At 42.5% G+C, this 15,869-nt stretch carries 15 protein-coding genes; 6 read left to right on the top strand and 9 right to left on the bottom strand.

Features of this window, described 5'->3' with window-relative positions; translation table 11 throughout:
- Positions 1-6 precede the first annotated feature (6 nt).
- Genes ACOQON_RS01900 through ACOQON_RS01890 form a run of 3 tightly spaced genes read right to left on the bottom strand, consistent with a single transcriptional unit; the run spans position 7 to position 2,898 of the window.
- Positions 7-594 carry a nucleotidyltransferase family protein gene (locus ACOQON_RS01900; RefSeq protein ID WP_420577237.1) on the bottom strand — a complete coding sequence of 196 codons (588 nt, stop codon included), beginning with the start codon at positions 592-594 and terminating at the stop codon, positions 7-9.
- A complete protein-coding gene (locus ACOQON_RS01895; RefSeq protein ID WP_420577236.1) occupies positions 584-1,744 on the bottom strand; it encodes an XdhC family protein in 1,161 nt (386 codons plus the stop codon). Before ACOQON_RS01895 ends, ACOQON_RS01900 begins: the two co-directional genes overlap by 11 nt.
- A complete protein-coding gene (locus ACOQON_RS01890) occupies positions 1,741-2,898 on the bottom strand; it encodes a cysteine desulfurase family protein (protein ID WP_420577235.1) in 1,158 nt (385 codons plus the stop codon). Before ACOQON_RS01890 ends, ACOQON_RS01895 begins: the two co-directional genes overlap by 4 nt.
- Before the next feature lie 143 nt (positions 2,899-3,041).
- Between ACOQON_RS01890 and ACOQON_RS01885 the strand changes: the two genes are divergently transcribed.
- The 3 genes from ACOQON_RS01885 (at position 3,042) to ACOQON_RS01875 (ending at position 6,208) form a co-directional block, all read left to right on the top strand.
- A complete protein-coding gene (locus tag ACOQON_RS01885; protein ID WP_420577234.1) occupies positions 3,042-3,500 on the top strand; it encodes a (2Fe-2S)-binding protein in 459 nt (152 codons plus the stop codon).
- Positions 3,501-3,511: 11 nt separating this feature from the next.
- On the top strand, positions 3,512-5,719 hold the full coding sequence (locus ACOQON_RS01880) for a molybdopterin cofactor-binding domain-containing protein (protein ID WP_420577233.1): 2,208 nt from the start codon (positions 3,512-3,514) through the stop codon (positions 5,717-5,719).
- 90 nt (positions 5,720-5,809) lie between these two features.
- A complete protein-coding gene (locus ACOQON_RS01875) occupies positions 5,810-6,208 on the top strand; it encodes a hypothetical protein (RefSeq protein ID WP_420577232.1) in 399 nt (132 codons plus the stop codon).
- Between the two features lie 2 nt (positions 6,209-6,210).
- Here the strand turns inward: ACOQON_RS01875 and ACOQON_RS01870 are convergent, their stop codons facing one another.
- From ACOQON_RS01870 to panB, 4 genes are all read right to left on the bottom strand, one after another.
- Positions 6,211-7,068: a hypothetical protein gene (locus tag ACOQON_RS01870; RefSeq protein ID WP_420577231.1), complete on the bottom strand. Its 858-nt coding sequence runs from the start codon at positions 7,066-7,068 to the stop codon at positions 6,211-6,213.
- Positions 7,058-7,939 (bottom strand): hypothetical protein, encoded by an 882-nt coding sequence (locus ACOQON_RS01865; protein ID WP_420577230.1) that lies wholly within the window; start codon positions 7,937-7,939, stop codon positions 7,058-7,060. Before ACOQON_RS01865 ends, ACOQON_RS01870 begins: the two co-directional genes overlap by 11 nt.
- Before the next feature lie 121 nt (positions 7,940-8,060).
- Positions 8,061-10,277 (bottom strand): NADP-dependent isocitrate dehydrogenase, encoded by a 2,217-nt coding sequence (locus ACOQON_RS01860; protein WP_420577229.1) that lies wholly within the window; start codon positions 10,275-10,277, stop codon positions 8,061-8,063.
- Between the two features lie 22 nt (positions 10,278-10,299).
- Entirely contained in the window at positions 10,300-11,115 is an 816-nt protein-coding gene (gene panB, locus ACOQON_RS01855; protein WP_420577228.1) for a 3-methyl-2-oxobutanoate hydroxymethyltransferase, read from the bottom strand.
- 114 nt (positions 11,116-11,229) lie between these two features.
- Here panB and ACOQON_RS01850 point away from each other — a divergent pair, with 114 nt between their 5' ends.
- Positions 11,230-11,682: a hypothetical protein gene (locus ACOQON_RS01850; RefSeq protein WP_420577227.1), complete on the top strand. Its 453-nt coding sequence runs from the start codon at positions 11,230-11,232 to the stop codon at positions 11,680-11,682.
- A gap of 6 nt (positions 11,683-11,688) precedes the next feature.
- On the opposite strand, the gene ACOQON_RS01845 is transcribed toward ACOQON_RS01850, so the two are convergent.
- Positions 11,689-12,243 (bottom strand): thioredoxin family protein, encoded by a 555-nt coding sequence (locus ACOQON_RS01845; protein ID WP_420577226.1) that lies wholly within the window; start codon positions 12,241-12,243, stop codon positions 11,689-11,691.
- 55 nt (positions 12,244-12,298) lie between these two features.
- On the opposite strand from ACOQON_RS01845, the gene ACOQON_RS01840 reads away from it, so the two are divergent.
- Positions 12,299-13,945: an amidohydrolase family protein gene (locus ACOQON_RS01840; protein WP_420577225.1), complete on the top strand. Its 1,647-nt coding sequence runs from the start codon at positions 12,299-12,301 to the stop codon at positions 13,943-13,945.
- A gap of 4 nt (positions 13,946-13,949) precedes the next feature.
- Entirely contained in the window at positions 13,950-14,927 is a 978-nt protein-coding gene (locus ACOQON_RS01835) for a tetratricopeptide repeat protein (RefSeq protein ID WP_420577224.1), read from the top strand.
- On the opposite strand, the gene ACOQON_RS01830 is transcribed toward ACOQON_RS01835, so the two are convergent.
- Positions 14,899-15,831: a glycerophosphodiester phosphodiesterase gene (locus ACOQON_RS01830; protein ID WP_420577223.1), complete on the bottom strand. Its 933-nt coding sequence runs from the start codon at positions 15,829-15,831 to the stop codon at positions 14,899-14,901. The genes ACOQON_RS01835 and ACOQON_RS01830 overlap by 29 nt on opposite strands.
- Between the last annotated feature and the right edge of the window lie 38 nt (positions 15,832-15,869).

Below are 15,869 nucleotides of genomic sequence, written 5' to 3'. Positions count from 1 at the left end.
TCTCTTTTAATTCAGTTGGTTCAAATCCTTTGGTGTATCGATATCAATCAGACCATCTTCGAATCTCACACCTTTCACTTTAGTTCGATAGGTGTTGATCAATTTTCTTGCTCCCGCATCTCCTTCCAGCTCACTAAGTTCTCTAAAATAGTATTTATCAAAAAGTGCCGGAACACCTAAAACATCTCCGTAGCTGCTCGCTACAATCATTTCTTCATCGGGAACAAATCCTTCAATCAACTGATTCAACAGCTCCCTATTTACAAACGGCTGATCTGATAATAAAATAAGTAAGGCATCCAACTTTTCATCGATGGCTGATTCAACAGCCATTCGAAGGCTACCAGCCATACCCTTCTCCCATTGCTCATTCAAAATCACCTGCGTTGACTTAAAATCTATTTGTTCCCGAATATCTTTTTCATTCGCTCCCAGTAATACCATTCGATCAGATAAGTCAACAGATTCCACCACATCAATCATGTGTTGCAATAGCGACTTCCCTTTGAAGGAAACCAATTGCTTGGGTACTCCGAGCCTGCTGGAGGATCCGGCAGCCAGGATCGCAGCTCCTATTTTCACATCACGACTCAATGGTCACCTGTTTAAATTCAATGTTCTTCTTCCTGTGGATGGGGCCATCTTTATCTTTCAGAGGAGTGCCCCTGGTCCCTGTCAAAACAGCCTGAATCTCTGAAAGGATAGAGAGTCCAATTTCTGCAGGTGTTTCTGCTCCAATTTCTAGCCCTACAGGTGCGTAAATTTTATCCAATTGATCAGTAGACAACTCCACTCCGTCCTCCTTTAACTCATCCAGCATCCGCTGATACTTTTTCTTCGGACCCAATATCCCGATGTAAGAAACATCCTTCTGCTCTAACAGAATCTTAAAAACCGCCAGGTCATATTGATAATTATGTGTCATCAATACAAATGCTGTACGTTCAGTAATTTTCACCTTTTCCAACGTATCCTCTGGTCTGGACACCACCACCTGACAAGAACCCACAAAACGTTCAGTACTAGCATGTGTCGGACGCCCATCGGTCACGATGATTTCCCAACCAAGCACATCAGCCATCTGTGCCAGCACTTGCGCATCATTTCCTGCACCTACTAATACCAATGTCAGTGGTGGGCTAAATGCCTCTAAAAAAACATATTGCTTCTCATCCTCTATTGCATATTCGCGAAACAAAGAGGTTTTTGATTCAAATGCCTGTTTACAATCTTCCAGCAGCTGTTTCTCTATCCTTTGATTCCCCAGCCTGCCTTTCATGACCAATTGTTGATCGATCAATAGTTCAGTACCGATCTGCTTTTCATTTCGATCCAAATGAAAGAAAGTAGCTATGATAGATAAATCCTGTTTTTCATTTGCTTCCATTAACAGCTCCACAGGATTCCTTTCTTTTAAAAAGTCAATGGGTTCGAAAAGCACCTGAATAACTCCATTACATCCCAGCTGAGCGCCAATTACCGCATCTACTTCATCGCTGGTATCATAGGTAACCAGCTTATTTTGATTTTGATGCAAGGCATGAAGCGCCTTTCGCAGGGCATCTCCTTCGAGGCAGCCACCACTTATGGCTCCTGTCATCACTCCGTTTTCATCCACCAGCATTCGGGCACCAGCACGCCGATAAGAAGAACCTTCGACATGAACAACAGTTGCCAGAACACAAGGCAGCTTATTTCCCCTCGCTTCCTTATATGCTGATACGATCGCTTCAATCTCTCTCACAACAATTGCATTCTTAGTTGTTCCACACTTCCTCTTATAATCTGGATCGCCTTTTTGATTTCCTCTTCAGTCGTCATTCGTCCGAGTGAAAGACGTAACGAAGCATAAGCCAATGCATCCGAAAGCCCCATCGTCTTGAGTACATGAGAAGGTTCAATTACGGAAGAATTACAAGCTGACCCTTGAGAAACTGCCAAGCCTTTCAAGGATCGAATCAATTTGCTTCCATCTACATCCTTGAAAGAAACATTCACCACATTTGGTAGACGTTCAACCTCCTGACCATTAATCTTAACGTTCCCCATTCGCGTCAACTCATTTTCCAGATACTCCCTTAACACTTGTATCCTCTCATTATCCTCAAGCATTTGTTTTTGAGTAATCTCACATGCCTTTCCAAGTCCTACAATACCCGGTACATTCAACGTACCAGAACGCAAGCCTTTTTCATGCCCACCTCCAACAATCTGAGGCGATATGTTCAATTTAGCATCCTGACTTTTGTACAAACCACCCACACCTTTGGGTCCGTACATTTTGTGAGCCGAAAAGGCAGCCAAATCCATATCCAGCTCTTTTACATTTACCGGAATCTTTCCGACCGACTGGGTCATATCTGAAAAGACCGGAACGTCATTCACATGAGCAATTTTGGTTATCTCTTGAAGGGGCTGAAGGACACCTGTCTCATTATTAGCATGCATAATGGCACACAGCATCGCTTGATCGGACTTGCATGCATCTTCCAATGCATTTAGGTCAATGAGTCCCTGATGATCAACATCCAGATAGGTAATTCTCACACCCTCCTGCTCCAGCTGAGCACAGCAATCCAATACAGCCTTATGTTCCGTTTTGCAGGTGATGATATGATTGTCTTTCGATTTATTGGCCTGCACATATCCACGGATTGCAAGGTTAATCGCTTCCGTCGCACCGGAGGTAAATGTTATTTCTGAAGGTTTAGCTCCAATAAGTGAACCTACCTGAGTTCGTGCTGAATCCACGGCTTCTTCTGCATCCCACCCATAGGCATGTTGCGAGCTGGACGCATTACCGAATTTCTCAGAGAAATAAGGCATCATAGTATCCAGGACACGTGAATCCACCGGCGTGGTGGCATTATAATCCAGATATATTAATTGTCTGTCCATTGTAGTTTGAACCATGAATTTATGAATAATACAGGGTTAGTTTCACTACCGCTGATATAAAATCCAGTTGATTTGATCAGATAAACTCAACTTTTGTCTGCTGTTTTTAGTAATTTGAAAGAAACTAACTCAATCAAAATCTCATGGCAGCATTTACAATCAAGGTGAACGGAAAGTCACATCAACTGGATGTCGATTCCGACACCCCCATTCTCTGGGTCCTTCGTGACCACCTAAAACTTGTTGGAACAAAATATGGATGTGGCATTGCCCAGTGCGGCGCATGCACAATTCATTTGGATGGTAACTCCATTCGATCGTGCTCATTACCTATATCAGCAGTTGGTGATAAAGCAGTCACTACCATCGAAGGGTTGTCTGAAAAAGGTGATCATCCGGTACAACAGGCTTGGCTAGAACATGACGTTCCCCAGTGCGGATATTGCCAGGCTGGGCAGATCATGAATGCAGCTGCATTCCTTAAGAATAACCCGAACCCTACGGAAGATGAAATCGCATCTGCCATGAATGGAAACATCTGTCGATGTGGAACCTACACACGAATAAATAAAGCCATCCAAACGGCTGCCAAAAACGCTTAACCCCAATAGTTATGACACTCATCAAAACACAATACAATCGAAGATCTTTTTTGAAAGTCTCTGCTGCCGCAGGGGGTGGAATGCTCATTGGGTTTAACTGGCTTACCGGATGTACGCCAGCATCCTCTCCTGAAGCTGCTGTCCAGATTCCGAATGAATGGTTCAATGTAAATGCTTTTATCAAAATCGGTGATACCGGGTTAGTGACCATTTACTCACCAAATCCGGAGATCGGACAGAATGTAAAAACTTCCATGCCTGCCATTGTCGCGGAAGAACTGGATGTGGACTGGGATATGGTAGTCGTAGAGCAAGCCGGACTGGATACAGAAAAATATACTCGCCAGCTGGCGGGGGGTAGTCAATCGATTCGCCATGGATGGCAAAGCTTACGAATGGCGGGAGCTGCTGCCCGAAGGTTACTTCTGGAAGCTGCTGCCAAAAAGTGGCAGGTTTCGTTGGATGATCTTTCCGTTGAAAAAGGAGTGATCACCAATAAAAAAACTGGAGACACCATTGGCTATGGGGAAATTGCTCAGGAAGCGGTATCGATACCAATACCTGAAAACATTGAACTGAAAGACCCAAAAGACTTTAAGCTCATTGGAAGCAACATCAAAAATGTGGATGCCTCCAAAATCGTAAAAGGTGAGCCTCTCTTTGGGTTGGATTACGACCGTGAAGGCACCCTGATTGCCATGATCGTACATCCACCTGCATTTGGCATGAAATTGAAGTCAGTAGATGGGAGTAGCGTCGAGTCAATGCCTGGTATTCGAAAGGTTTTGACCATTAATACCACACCTGAAGAAGCGCAATGGTCAGACGTAAACGCGTACCCTGAGTTAGTTGCCGTGGTGGGTGAAACCACCTGGCAGGTGATGAAAGCCAAAAAAGCATTAAAAGTGGAATGGGAAACCATTTCAAAACCAGAGAACTCAAAGGATCATGACGAGCGAATGACCGCCAGCCTAATGAAAGAAGGTGTTGAGCCAGAACGAAAAGATGGCGATCCTGAAAAGGCGATCGCATCGGCTAAAACTGTACTTGACCGGACATTCAGTGCACCTATCATGTCTCACAACACGATGGAGCCCATGAATTTCTTTGCGCATGTGACTGCTGACAAAGCAGAGCTTGTAGGGCCGATTCAAACGCCCGAATACCTTCAACTAAGCGCGGCAAGCCTTTTGGGTCTGCCAAAGGAAAAAATATCCATCGAGATGACCCGAATGGGTGGTGGATTTGGAAGAAGGCTTTATGGACATTTCGGTCTGGAAGCTGCAGCCATCTCCAAGCAGATGAATGCACCCATTAAGCTCGTATATTCACGTGAAGATGACATGACACAAGGTACGTATCGACCTGGTTATAAGGTGCGCTATCTTGCTGCTGTAAATGATAAAAACGAAGTGACTGCCATCCATGTGCGTGGAACAGGAACGGATTCAGCTCCTGTTTTCGCTAACCGTTTTCCTGCAGGAGCTATCGATAATTATCGTGCAGAGAATGTTTCAAGTGATACCAATATTTCCTTTGGTGCATGGAGGGCTCCACGGTCTCACTTCATGGCTGTGGCTGAGCAATCTTTTATGGATGAACTGGCCGAACTTGTGGGGAAAGATCCCATTGATTTTCGATTAGAGTTATTTGATCGTGCTATTAATAATCCAGTAGGGGAAAATAATGATTACGATCCGGAACGATATGCTGGCGTGCTAAAATTAGTGCGAGAAAAATCAGGATGGGACAATAATCAGGATGGTGTATACAGAGGAGTTTCCGCTTACTACTGTCACAATTCTTATGTCGCTCAGGTAGTTGACGTTGTAAAACAAGATGGCAAACCTAAGATCAAGAAGATTTGGTGTGCGGTTGATTGTGGAATTGTAGTGAACAAGGAAGGCGCCATCAACCAAATTGAAGGTGGAATGATCGATGGAATCGGACATGCCATGTATAGTCAGATGACATTTAAAGATGGAAAGCCTCAGCAGGAGAATTTTGATAAGTATCGACTCATCCGTCATGCTGATGCATTGCCTGAAATCGAAGTATCCTTTGTAGAGAACGGAATCGATCCAACCGGATTGGGAGAACCTTCCTTGCCGCCCATTGCAGCAGCAGTAGCTAATGCGATGTACAAGGCAACCGGCCAAAGGTGGTACCATCAGCCGTATACGATAGCTGAGCAGGAACAGCAAATAGAGATGGGATAGTATAAATCATTAGCCGGCTTACGGGTCGGCTTTTTTTACCTAGAACAAGAACAGTCTCCGTTTCGTTAATATTGAAAAAATTGCCTGATCATGAAAAATACACTTGCAATTATTCTGATTTCAACATTCAGTGTTTTGAATGCTCAGGAGAGTAACTCCTTCCTAAGTAAGTATTCCATTGATGCTGAACCAATAGGATTCACATCATTAAGTGAATATTCGGTTTTCAACTCAAAAACCACATTCGATCTCATTCCAGAGAGTGCCACATTAAAAGCGATAACATTAAATGAGCAAGCATTCGCACCGATTAATCAAGCCTTTATAATGGGAAATGATGGTGTAAATGGGCTAAATCCGTATCTCGGATCTGCAACAACTCGGAATTTTCAATTACTGAACAAAGAGGTTAGAAGTACCTACATTTTTGATGCAAACGGCAATCTTCGCAGCTCTCAAATGAGTATTTCTCTGGGAAAGAAAAATTGAAACTATTGCTTCAGTACCCCTCCGATTTTATGAAGAACGTCATCAAGGAGATTTGCTTGTTTTTTCAAGCGAAAGAATAGATCAGGCCTCTCATGCCGATCCACAATTAAATCAATCAACCCCATGATGTTAGCCAGTGGTGCGCGCACTAGGTGAGCATTAATAAAAGCGAAATCTATCATTCTAGCATTTTCTTCCTCAAGTGCCTTCGTACGTTCTTGTACTATTCCTCTTAAATCATCATGCGCCTTTTGGATTCGCTTGTTGTTATTCTCAAGCTCTTCAGTCCTCTCCAGCAGCGTTTTATTTAAATAAACAAGTTCTTCATTTCGTATCTCTATTTGATTTCTCTCCCGATCCAAAGCTGTTTTGAATAGAATCAACAAAATGGAGAGCATGAAAAGGTTTAAGACATAATCAAATAGAAGTCCATCATAACTTATTTCACCAGCAGCTGGTACCATATCAAGGCCTAGAAGGATGGTTAAGGTGGCCAAAATGACACTGAAAATTATCCTGAAAATCCCTCGGGTAATCAGAATAACCAATACTGAAATCACGGGAAAAACATAAGCCCCTCCTCCATTGACTCCCCCGGAAGATGTCCAGTAAAAAAACAGTCCCGTGATAGCAAGTACACAAAAGAAATTTATCAGTACCGCTTTGAGTTTTCGGACTTTTCGTAGCAAAAGCATAGCAAAACAGACAACAAAAAAAGTCACATCAATGATTAGCAACATTGGGTTATCCAGTGAAATAAGATCAAAAAATATGCTTATCCCCAAATAAGGTAATGCGATAAGAAGCGCAATCAGGAACAATTGGCCCTCCAGACTTTTTTCCTTTAAATCAAATCTCATAACCTGCCTCCTTTATTTTATTTTTCAAATGCATCATCTCCTTTCTTAAGTTATCAGCAGACTGAAATAATAGAAGAACCAAATCATCAGGTCCGGATGTAGTGCGTATAGATGCTATCTCATCTTGCGTTCTTTGAAAAGATTCTTCTAACTCAGAAAGCGTGATCGTCAGATACTGCTCCATTTTATCTTGCTGTCTTTTCAATTTCTCCGTCCGACTAGCTACCTTATCGTCTAATAGTTTATTCAGCTGCTCTAGCTGGATTTTTTGATCCGTTAATTCCTCATTTTTACTTTTCAATTTATCTCCCTGACTCATTAGTTCGTCAGACAGCATGGCCAATCTCCTCTTTTTCCTGTCAAAAATTATTTTAGCATATAGTGTAAATCCAATGGTTCCAAGAGTGGAAAAAATGAAATTATATGGACTATCATTCAGAATGATGAATGACTTGATGAATGAGTAATGATACTCAACTATCGTAAGGCCAATAATTGATGCAAAAATCAATCCCGAGACAAAATAGATGAGTCCCCTTCCTCTAAGGGTAAATGCAATAATGATAACACCTCCGTAAACATTATTCTCTATGGACCTTGCCAACCCCTCTGCCTCTACCAGCATGATAGCTAACAATGCAATAAATGGCACATAAAAAAGTAAGTAGATTTTGTAAAGCGATAGTTTCAGGTAAACTCCGACCAAAGTAAATCCAAAAACCAAGACGAATGCCAGGTCGAGATAAAAGTCTACTTCAATTGACTCATTGGTCAAATCTCCAACAACCTCAAATAAGGATCGGACTAGACCAATGCTACAAGCCAATATCAGCACATTGGTTTCAAATTGGTGGTGGCTTTGTTTTTCCACTCGCGAGAATTAGGGTGACTAACTCCCGTCAAGGTAGTTAATTACATGGATTTTTGTAATTCAATTTCACAGAAACAAAAACCCCGGCCTATGACCGGGGTTAATTTTTGGGACTTTCTTTCTAAATCGAATCAATTATTTGGTTCAGGCTCATACTTGGCCGCATCGCTGCTGAAGCCATTTGCACATCTGGCTGATAGTATCCCCCAATATCTACCGGCGATCCCTGAGCAGCAATCAGCTCCTCATTTATTTTATCCTCATTGGCAGCCAGTTGCCTGTATACCCCCTCAAATGCCTCCTTCAATTCAGCATCATCGTCCTGATTAGCAAGCATTTCTGCCCAATACATGGCCAGGTAAAAATGACTTCCTCTATTATCAATCTCGTTTACTTTCCTTGATGGGGATTTGTTCTCCTCCAACAATTTGGAAGTTGCATTATCAAGCGCTTCTCCTAATACCCGAGCTCGCTTGTTGTCATATTTCTCACCCAGGTGATCCAATGAAACAGCAAGGGCTAAAAACTCACCAAGGGAATCCCATCTCAGGTGACCCTCTTCAACAAACTGCTGAACGTGCTTTGGAGCTGAACCTCCTGCACCTGTTTCGAATAGGCCTCCACCATTCATTAATGGCACGATAGAGAGCATCTTTGCACTCGTACCTACTTCAAGTATTGGGAATAGGTCTGTCAGATAATCCCTTAAAACATTACCTGTCACAGAAATCGTATCCTGTCCTTTTCTGATTCTATCAACAGAGTATTGAGTTGCCTCGACAGGTGACATGATATGGATTTCTGCACCAGACGTATCATAATCTTTCAGATACTTCTCTACTTTTTTGATTAATTGAGCATCATGAGCCCTGTTTTTATCCAACCAGAAAACTGCAGGAGAACCAGTTGCTTTAGCGCGGTTGACGGCCAATTTCACCCAATCCTGAATTGGAGCATCCTTTACCTGACACATTCTAAAAATGTCTCCTGTGTGTACTTCCTGCTCCAGCAATACATTCCCATCAGCATCCACCACGTTTACTTTACCTGGCTTGTCAAACTGGAAGGTTTTGTCATGCGATCCGTATTCCTCTGCTTTCTGAGCCATAAGACCCACATTAGGGACACTCCCCATAGTGGTGGGATCGTATGCCCCATTTTTCTTGCAATCTTCAATTACCGCTTGATAAACGCCGGAATATGACCTATCCGGAATAACTGCTTTCGTATCTTGTGTTTTATTGTCTTTATTCCACATCTGTCCGGATGTGCGAATCATTGCAGGCATAGATGCGTCAATAATAATATCACTTGGTACATGCAGATTGGTAATTCCTTTGTCAGAATTCACCATGGCTAATGCTGGCCTGGTTTCGTAAACCTTTTCAATGTCCCCTTCTATCTCTTTTCGCTTTGCCTCATCCAATGATTGAATCTTGTTGTAAACATCACCAATTCCACTTGTTGGGTCCACCCCTAATTCCTTGAAGAGATCCGCATGCTTCTCAAAAACATCCTTGTAAAAAACTTCAACAGCTGCCCCAAAAATGATCGGATCAGACACCTTCATCATGGTCGCTTTCATGTGAAGAGAAAAAAGAACATTTTTCTCTTTGGCATCCTCAATTTCCTTCTCAATGAAGGATTTCAGTTTGAACATATTCATTACCGAAGCATCAATCACTTCTCCAGCCTGTATCGGAAAGCTTTGTTTCAAATCAACCGTTTCGCCATCCTGACCATGGAATTTGATTTTTACATGTGTTTCATAAGCAACCGTGGTTGACTTTTCACTTCCATAAAAATCACCATCACTCATACTAGACACATGTGATTTAGAATCAGCGCTCCACTTACCCATTGAATGAGGAAATTTTCGAGCAAAATTTTTCACCGCCTTTGGCGCTCTTCGATCAGAGTTCCCTTCCCTTAATACCGGGTTTACGGCACTACCTTTCACCTTATCATATCTGGATTTAATGTCTTTTTCTTTATCGTTCTTTGGCTCTACCGGATAGTCTGGTAGTGCATACCCCTGAGACTGTAACTCCTTAATAGCAGCTAAAAGCTGTGGAATCGAAGCACTGATATTTGGCAGCTTGATAATGTTAGCTTCAGGTGTCTTAGCTATTGCCCCAAGCTCAGCCAGTGCATCACCGATTCGTTGGTCTTCTGACAAGTACTCCGGAAAAACAGCAATAATTCTCCCAGCCAGTGAAATATCCCGTGTCTCAATTTCCACACCGGCTTTTCCAGCATAAGCCTGCACAATAGGCAATAGAGACTTAGTAGCTAAAGCAGGTGCTTCGTCGGTGTGTGTGTAAATGATTTTAGACATTGACTTAAATTTTCTTTAATGGTTAGTAACTCTCTTTTTCGTTGGGGAATTTTTGGGATTTAATGTCGGAAACATAGTTTTCAAACGCCTCACTCATGATCTTATTCAGATCTGCATATTGACGAAGAAAACGTGGTTTAAAATCTTGTGTGATGCCGAGCATGTCATGTACTACCAATACCTGACCGTCCGTGTCCGGTCCTGCTCCTATTCCAATGGTTGGGATAGAAATGGATTCCGAAACTTTTTTAGCCAGCTTTGATGGAATTTTCTCCAGCACAATTGCAAAACAGCCCAGTTGCTCCAGAACCTTTGCGTCTTCAATGAGCTTTGCGGCTTCTGCATCTTCTTTTGCCCGAACTGTATAAGTTCCGAATTTGTATATGGACTGAGGGGTCAATCCAAGATGTCCCATTACCGGGATACCTGCAGAAAGAACACGTGAAATACTTTCTTTGATTTCAACTCCACCTTCCATCTTTACTGCATGTCCCCCTGACTCTTTCATAATACGCACACATGATCGTAAAGCTTCTGATGAACTGCCCTGGTAGCTACCAAAGGGCACGTCCACAACGACCAGTGCTCGGTTAACTGCTTTTACAACAGATGTTGCATGCCAGATCATATGATCAAGTGTGATGGGTAAGGTGGTTTCGTTTCCAGCCATCACATTGGAGGCGCTATCACCAACCAAAATCACATCTACTCCTGATTGATCAATAATTTTTGCCATGGAGTAGTCATAGGCTGTCAACATGGATATTTTCTCACCCTTGGCCTTCATTTCCTGAAGTTGATGGGTGGTTACGATCTTAATTTTTCCTTGTATGCTCATGGCGTGAAATGGATGCGCAATTTACTAAATCAAGCATGGACTATAAAATGCATTCTCTATCTGTATAGTGGCATTTAATTTGATGTAAATTGTAAATCACTAATTTGATTTTATATGAAACTGATTTCTACCCTTTTTGTGTTATTTGCGGCGCTTTTAACTAACTGTCAGGACCAAGTACAAAGTTCAGAAATCATAAAAATAGAATTCGGAACCAGTTTTGGAATGTGTGCCGGCTACTGCACACAAATATTAACTATTTCCGATGGTGAAGTATCCAAGATAGTTACTCCGCGATCAGACAAGAATCTTAAAGAGCGAGTATGTAGTGATTCGTTCAGTGATTTTGGCGCATTAACATCCAAAGTGGATATTTCCAAATTTCTGGCTTTGGATGAAACTATTGGTTGCCCGGACTGTGCAGATGGTGGTGCCGAGTGGATCGAAATAACTACTCCTGAAGGGTCAAAGAAAGTAACCTACGAATTTCAAAAAGAACCAGAAGCAGTGAGATCATTTATTGACGATCTGAGGGAGCTCTATGATCATCTAGCCGAGTGCGAGTAACACCCGTTACTTCCATTTGATGCTGCAACCAATACTTGGTTTCTGATCTTCAAAAACAGGTTCATCCTCCAAATGGGCCTCCAATGCATTGACCAAATCATCCCCTGTTACCGGCTCAGGATTTCCAGGTGTACTCGCATCAAATCTGCCGCGATAAATGCATTTTAAATCTTCATCAAATAAAAAGAAATCTGGTGTACAGGCCGCCTGGTAAGCTTTGGCAACCTCCTGTGTTTCATCTACCAGGTATGGGAAACCAAACTCAAACTCCTCTGCTTGCGCTTTCAATCCTTCAGGTGCGTCTTCAGGATAGTCTGTTGGGTCATTCGAACAAATAGCAACGAACCCAACTTTCAAATCCATATATTGACGTGCAATCACGGCTATTTCCTCTTCGATGTTCTTCACATAAGGACAATGCGCGCAAATAAACATCACTACTACACCATATTCCTTTCGCACATCTTCGAGAGTGAAGTTCTTTCCCGATACCACATCAGTTAAATTAAAATCGGGCGCTACGGTACCAAGTGGCATCATATTCGATTCTACTGCTGCCATACTAGTTTATTGATTATTTTTAAATCTAAGCACATAATTTAATACATCACGATATATGAAAAAATTCCTTTCCTTACTTATCACTTTCATTGCGATCCAGGTGACCATAGCCCAAATCACCTCTGCTCCATCGCGAACAAGCGGTGATGGCCCATATGATATGACTATTATCCGCGGCGCTACTATCATCAATGGAAATGGTGCCCCACCTATCGGTCCCGTAGATATCGTGATTGAAAAAAATAAGATTACGAAAGTACAGGTCGTAGGTTACCCCGGAGTGGAAATAAATCCGGACCGCCGACCTAAGCTGGAAGGAAATGGTATGGAAATAGATGCAGAAGGCATGTATGTGCTTCCCGGATTTGTGGATATGCATGGACATATTGGAGGCACCAGCCAGGGAACTCCGGCTGAATATGTGTTTAAGCTCTGGTTGGCGCATGGTATCACCACTATTCGCGATCCTTCCGCTGGAAACGGTCTGGATTGGGTGCTCAGTCATAAAAATCGTAGTGATAGAAATGAAATCGTTGCTCCTCGCATTCTGGCCTATACTTCATTCGGTCAGAACCTGGAGGATATTGAGATTGTAAGAAACCTTCCCGGCGAAAGATCAGCCGGCGATGAAGTGTTGAAAGGACCTATCACCAATGCGGAAGAAGCCATTTCATGGGTAAGAGCCAATTACAGAAGAGGAGCTGATGGCATCAAGTTTTTTGGGGCATCCCCGGAAGTAATGGCTGCTGCTTTGAAAGAAAATAAGCGATTGGGATTACGCTCTGCGTGTCACCACGCCCAACTAAATGTGGGATGGTGGAATGTATTGAACTCGGCAGAGGCCGGGCTCACTACCATGGAGCATTGGTATGGACTGCCTGAGGCTTTGTTTGATGACCGTATTGTGCAGGACTATCCTGTTGATTACAACTATCAAAACGAACAACACCGATTTGGAGAAGCAGGAAAACTGTGGAAGCAAGCTGCAGAGCCCTATTCAGAAAAATGGAACGCCGTAATGAACCGATTGCTTGAATTGGACTTTACACTTGATCCAACTTTTAACATTTATGAAGCCAGCCGTGACCTGATGCGATCCAGAAATGCGGACTGGCACAAAGACTACACCCTTCCATCACTTTGGCAGTTTTACCAACCAAGCAAAGTGTCTCATGGGTCTTATTGGCACTTCTGGGGTACAGAAGAAGAAGTAGCCTGGAAAGAAAATTATAAGCTGTGGATGACTTTTGTGAATGAATACAAAAACCGGGGCGGACGAGTGACTACCGGGTCTGATTCAGGTTTTATCTTCCAGCTATATGGTTTTGCGTACATCCGTGAATTAGAGTTACTAAGGGAGGCTGGTTTTCATCCCTTAGAGGTTATCCGCTCTGCCACTTTAATGGGGGCGCAGGCTTTGGGGATGGAAAACGAAATCGGCACAATAGAAAAAGGAAAGATGGCTGACCTGGTGATTGTTGAACAAAATCCATTGGCGAATCTGAAAGTACTTTATGGAACAGGTGCCATAAAACTTACAAAAGACAATGAAGTCACTCGTGTTGGGGGCGTGAAGTACACCATTAAAGACGGGGTGGTTTATGATGCAAAAGAGTTACTCAAAGATGTGCGGGAAATGGTAAAAGAAGCCAAGAATGGTGAAGAATTGAAACAGCCTGGATATCCAAATTGGAAGGAATAATCTTATGAACTACAAACAACTTACCATATTGTCTCTTATTCTTATTGCCTGCCAACCAGGGAATCGATCAGATACTACTCAATCTGAGGGTTCGGTTTCGGAAGTCAAGGATCCTACAAAGATTTACAATTTGATGGGAGAAGAATTGCCTAAAAAACAATTCACCGTCAAGACCAGAGCTAAATACGAGAAAAATCTGCTTGTAGCCCGAGAAAATTATGAGGCCAACCCAGACAGTCTTGAGCTAATTATTTGGTATGGAAGAAGGCTTGCCTATTTAGGTAGATATTTGGAGGCTATCGAGGTGTATACCACGGGGCTTGAAAAATTTCCCACATCACATAAATTACGCCGACATAGAGGTCACCGTTACATCACCACACGTCAATTTGAAAAAGCCATCAACGATTTTGAGATGGCAGCTTTTTATAGTGTAAATACTGAAAACACCATTGAGCCGGATGGTTTACCTAACAAGCTGAACAAACCACTCAGCAATGATAAATTTAATATATGGTATCACTACGGACTTGCTCACTATTTAAATGGCAGATATGATAAGGCCATCTCCGCTTATAAGAGATGCATGGAGTTTAGCACTAATGATGATTTGCTCACAGCAACCTCCTATTGGCTGTATATGACTTACAAAAAAATTGGAAATAAAGAGCTGGCGGACCAGTTGCTGACTCCCATCCATACAAATATGCAGATCATTGAGAATGACGCTTACCTTGATCTGTTGCTACTGTTTAAAGGCGAAAACAAAGCGGAAAGCTTGCTTAAGAAGACTTTTCCAGAAGATGGTGACATAAATCCAACTTTAGGATACGGTATTGGAAACTGGTACCAACAACTCGGAAACACGGAGAAAGCCAATGAGGTTTTTCTAAAAATCCTGGATAGCCCGAGCTGGGATGCCTTTGGATACATTGCCGCAGAAGCCGAGTTGACTACTGCTTTTCCTGTCCCAGTCTCCTGATCTCGTTTCTCAACTGAATCGCTACGTTTGGATAATCTGTAATGATACCGTCCACACCGGCATTCAGCATTTTGACCATGTCATCTCTGGTATTTACCGGATACGCATGTACCTCATAGCCCTTGGCATGCATCTGAAAAACCCGTCTGGGTGAAAGGGTTTCCCATTGCGGATTGATTGCTTTCATCCGGTTGCTTTCCTTTGCACGTCCCATATGTATCCTTGTTTCAAGATAGAAAGCAATCAACGGTGCAGAATCTTCTCCAACAATCAGTGCTTTTGTTTGAATATATGGATCCAGTTCATGAACCTCATCCAGATATTTAGGTTCATATGACTGAAGGATGATCCAATCTTCACCATTTTCCTCACTCATCACAACCTCCACCAACTTTTCTGCAAAATCGTGATAGTGTGGGTGATCCATATGTTTTATCTCTATCAAAACCGTCACCTGACCATCAATAAAATCAAGCACCTCTTTTAAGGTTGGAATACGCTCATCAGCATAGTGAGAATCATACCAGGACCCCACATCAAATTGCTTGATCTCCTCGAGTGTGTAATCATGCACATCACCGGTTATAGGATTTCCCAATGTATCCCTCGCAATACGATCAAGTCTTTGATCATGAAATACAATGATTTCTTCATCCTTTGTATGTCTTACGTCAAGCTCAATTTGATCCACACCAAGGTCCAATGCTTTTTTAAAAGCCGCCATTGTGTTTTCAGGAGCAAGACCTGAAGCTCCTTTGTGAGCGATGATCTGAAACTCCTTACCTTCCAACCGATCGATGGATGTACTGGCAAACAGGTTTCGATAAAACCAAGGTTCAAACAGGGAAAATGCTCCAAACAAAATAAAGAAAGGCGCGGAGTAAAGAAGAAATTTCTTAGTCATCAGGTGTGATTATTTAACCGCAAAAGTTAGTAAAAAAG

Origin of the sequence: Ekhidna sp., assembly GCF_965221965.1 — a bacterium.
Lineage (GTDB): Bacteria > Bacteroidota > Bacteroidia > Cytophagales > Cyclobacteriaceae > Ekhidna.
The sequence above is the reverse complement of the archived record's forward strand: the minus strand, read 5'-3'. Positions and strand labels throughout refer to the sequence as shown.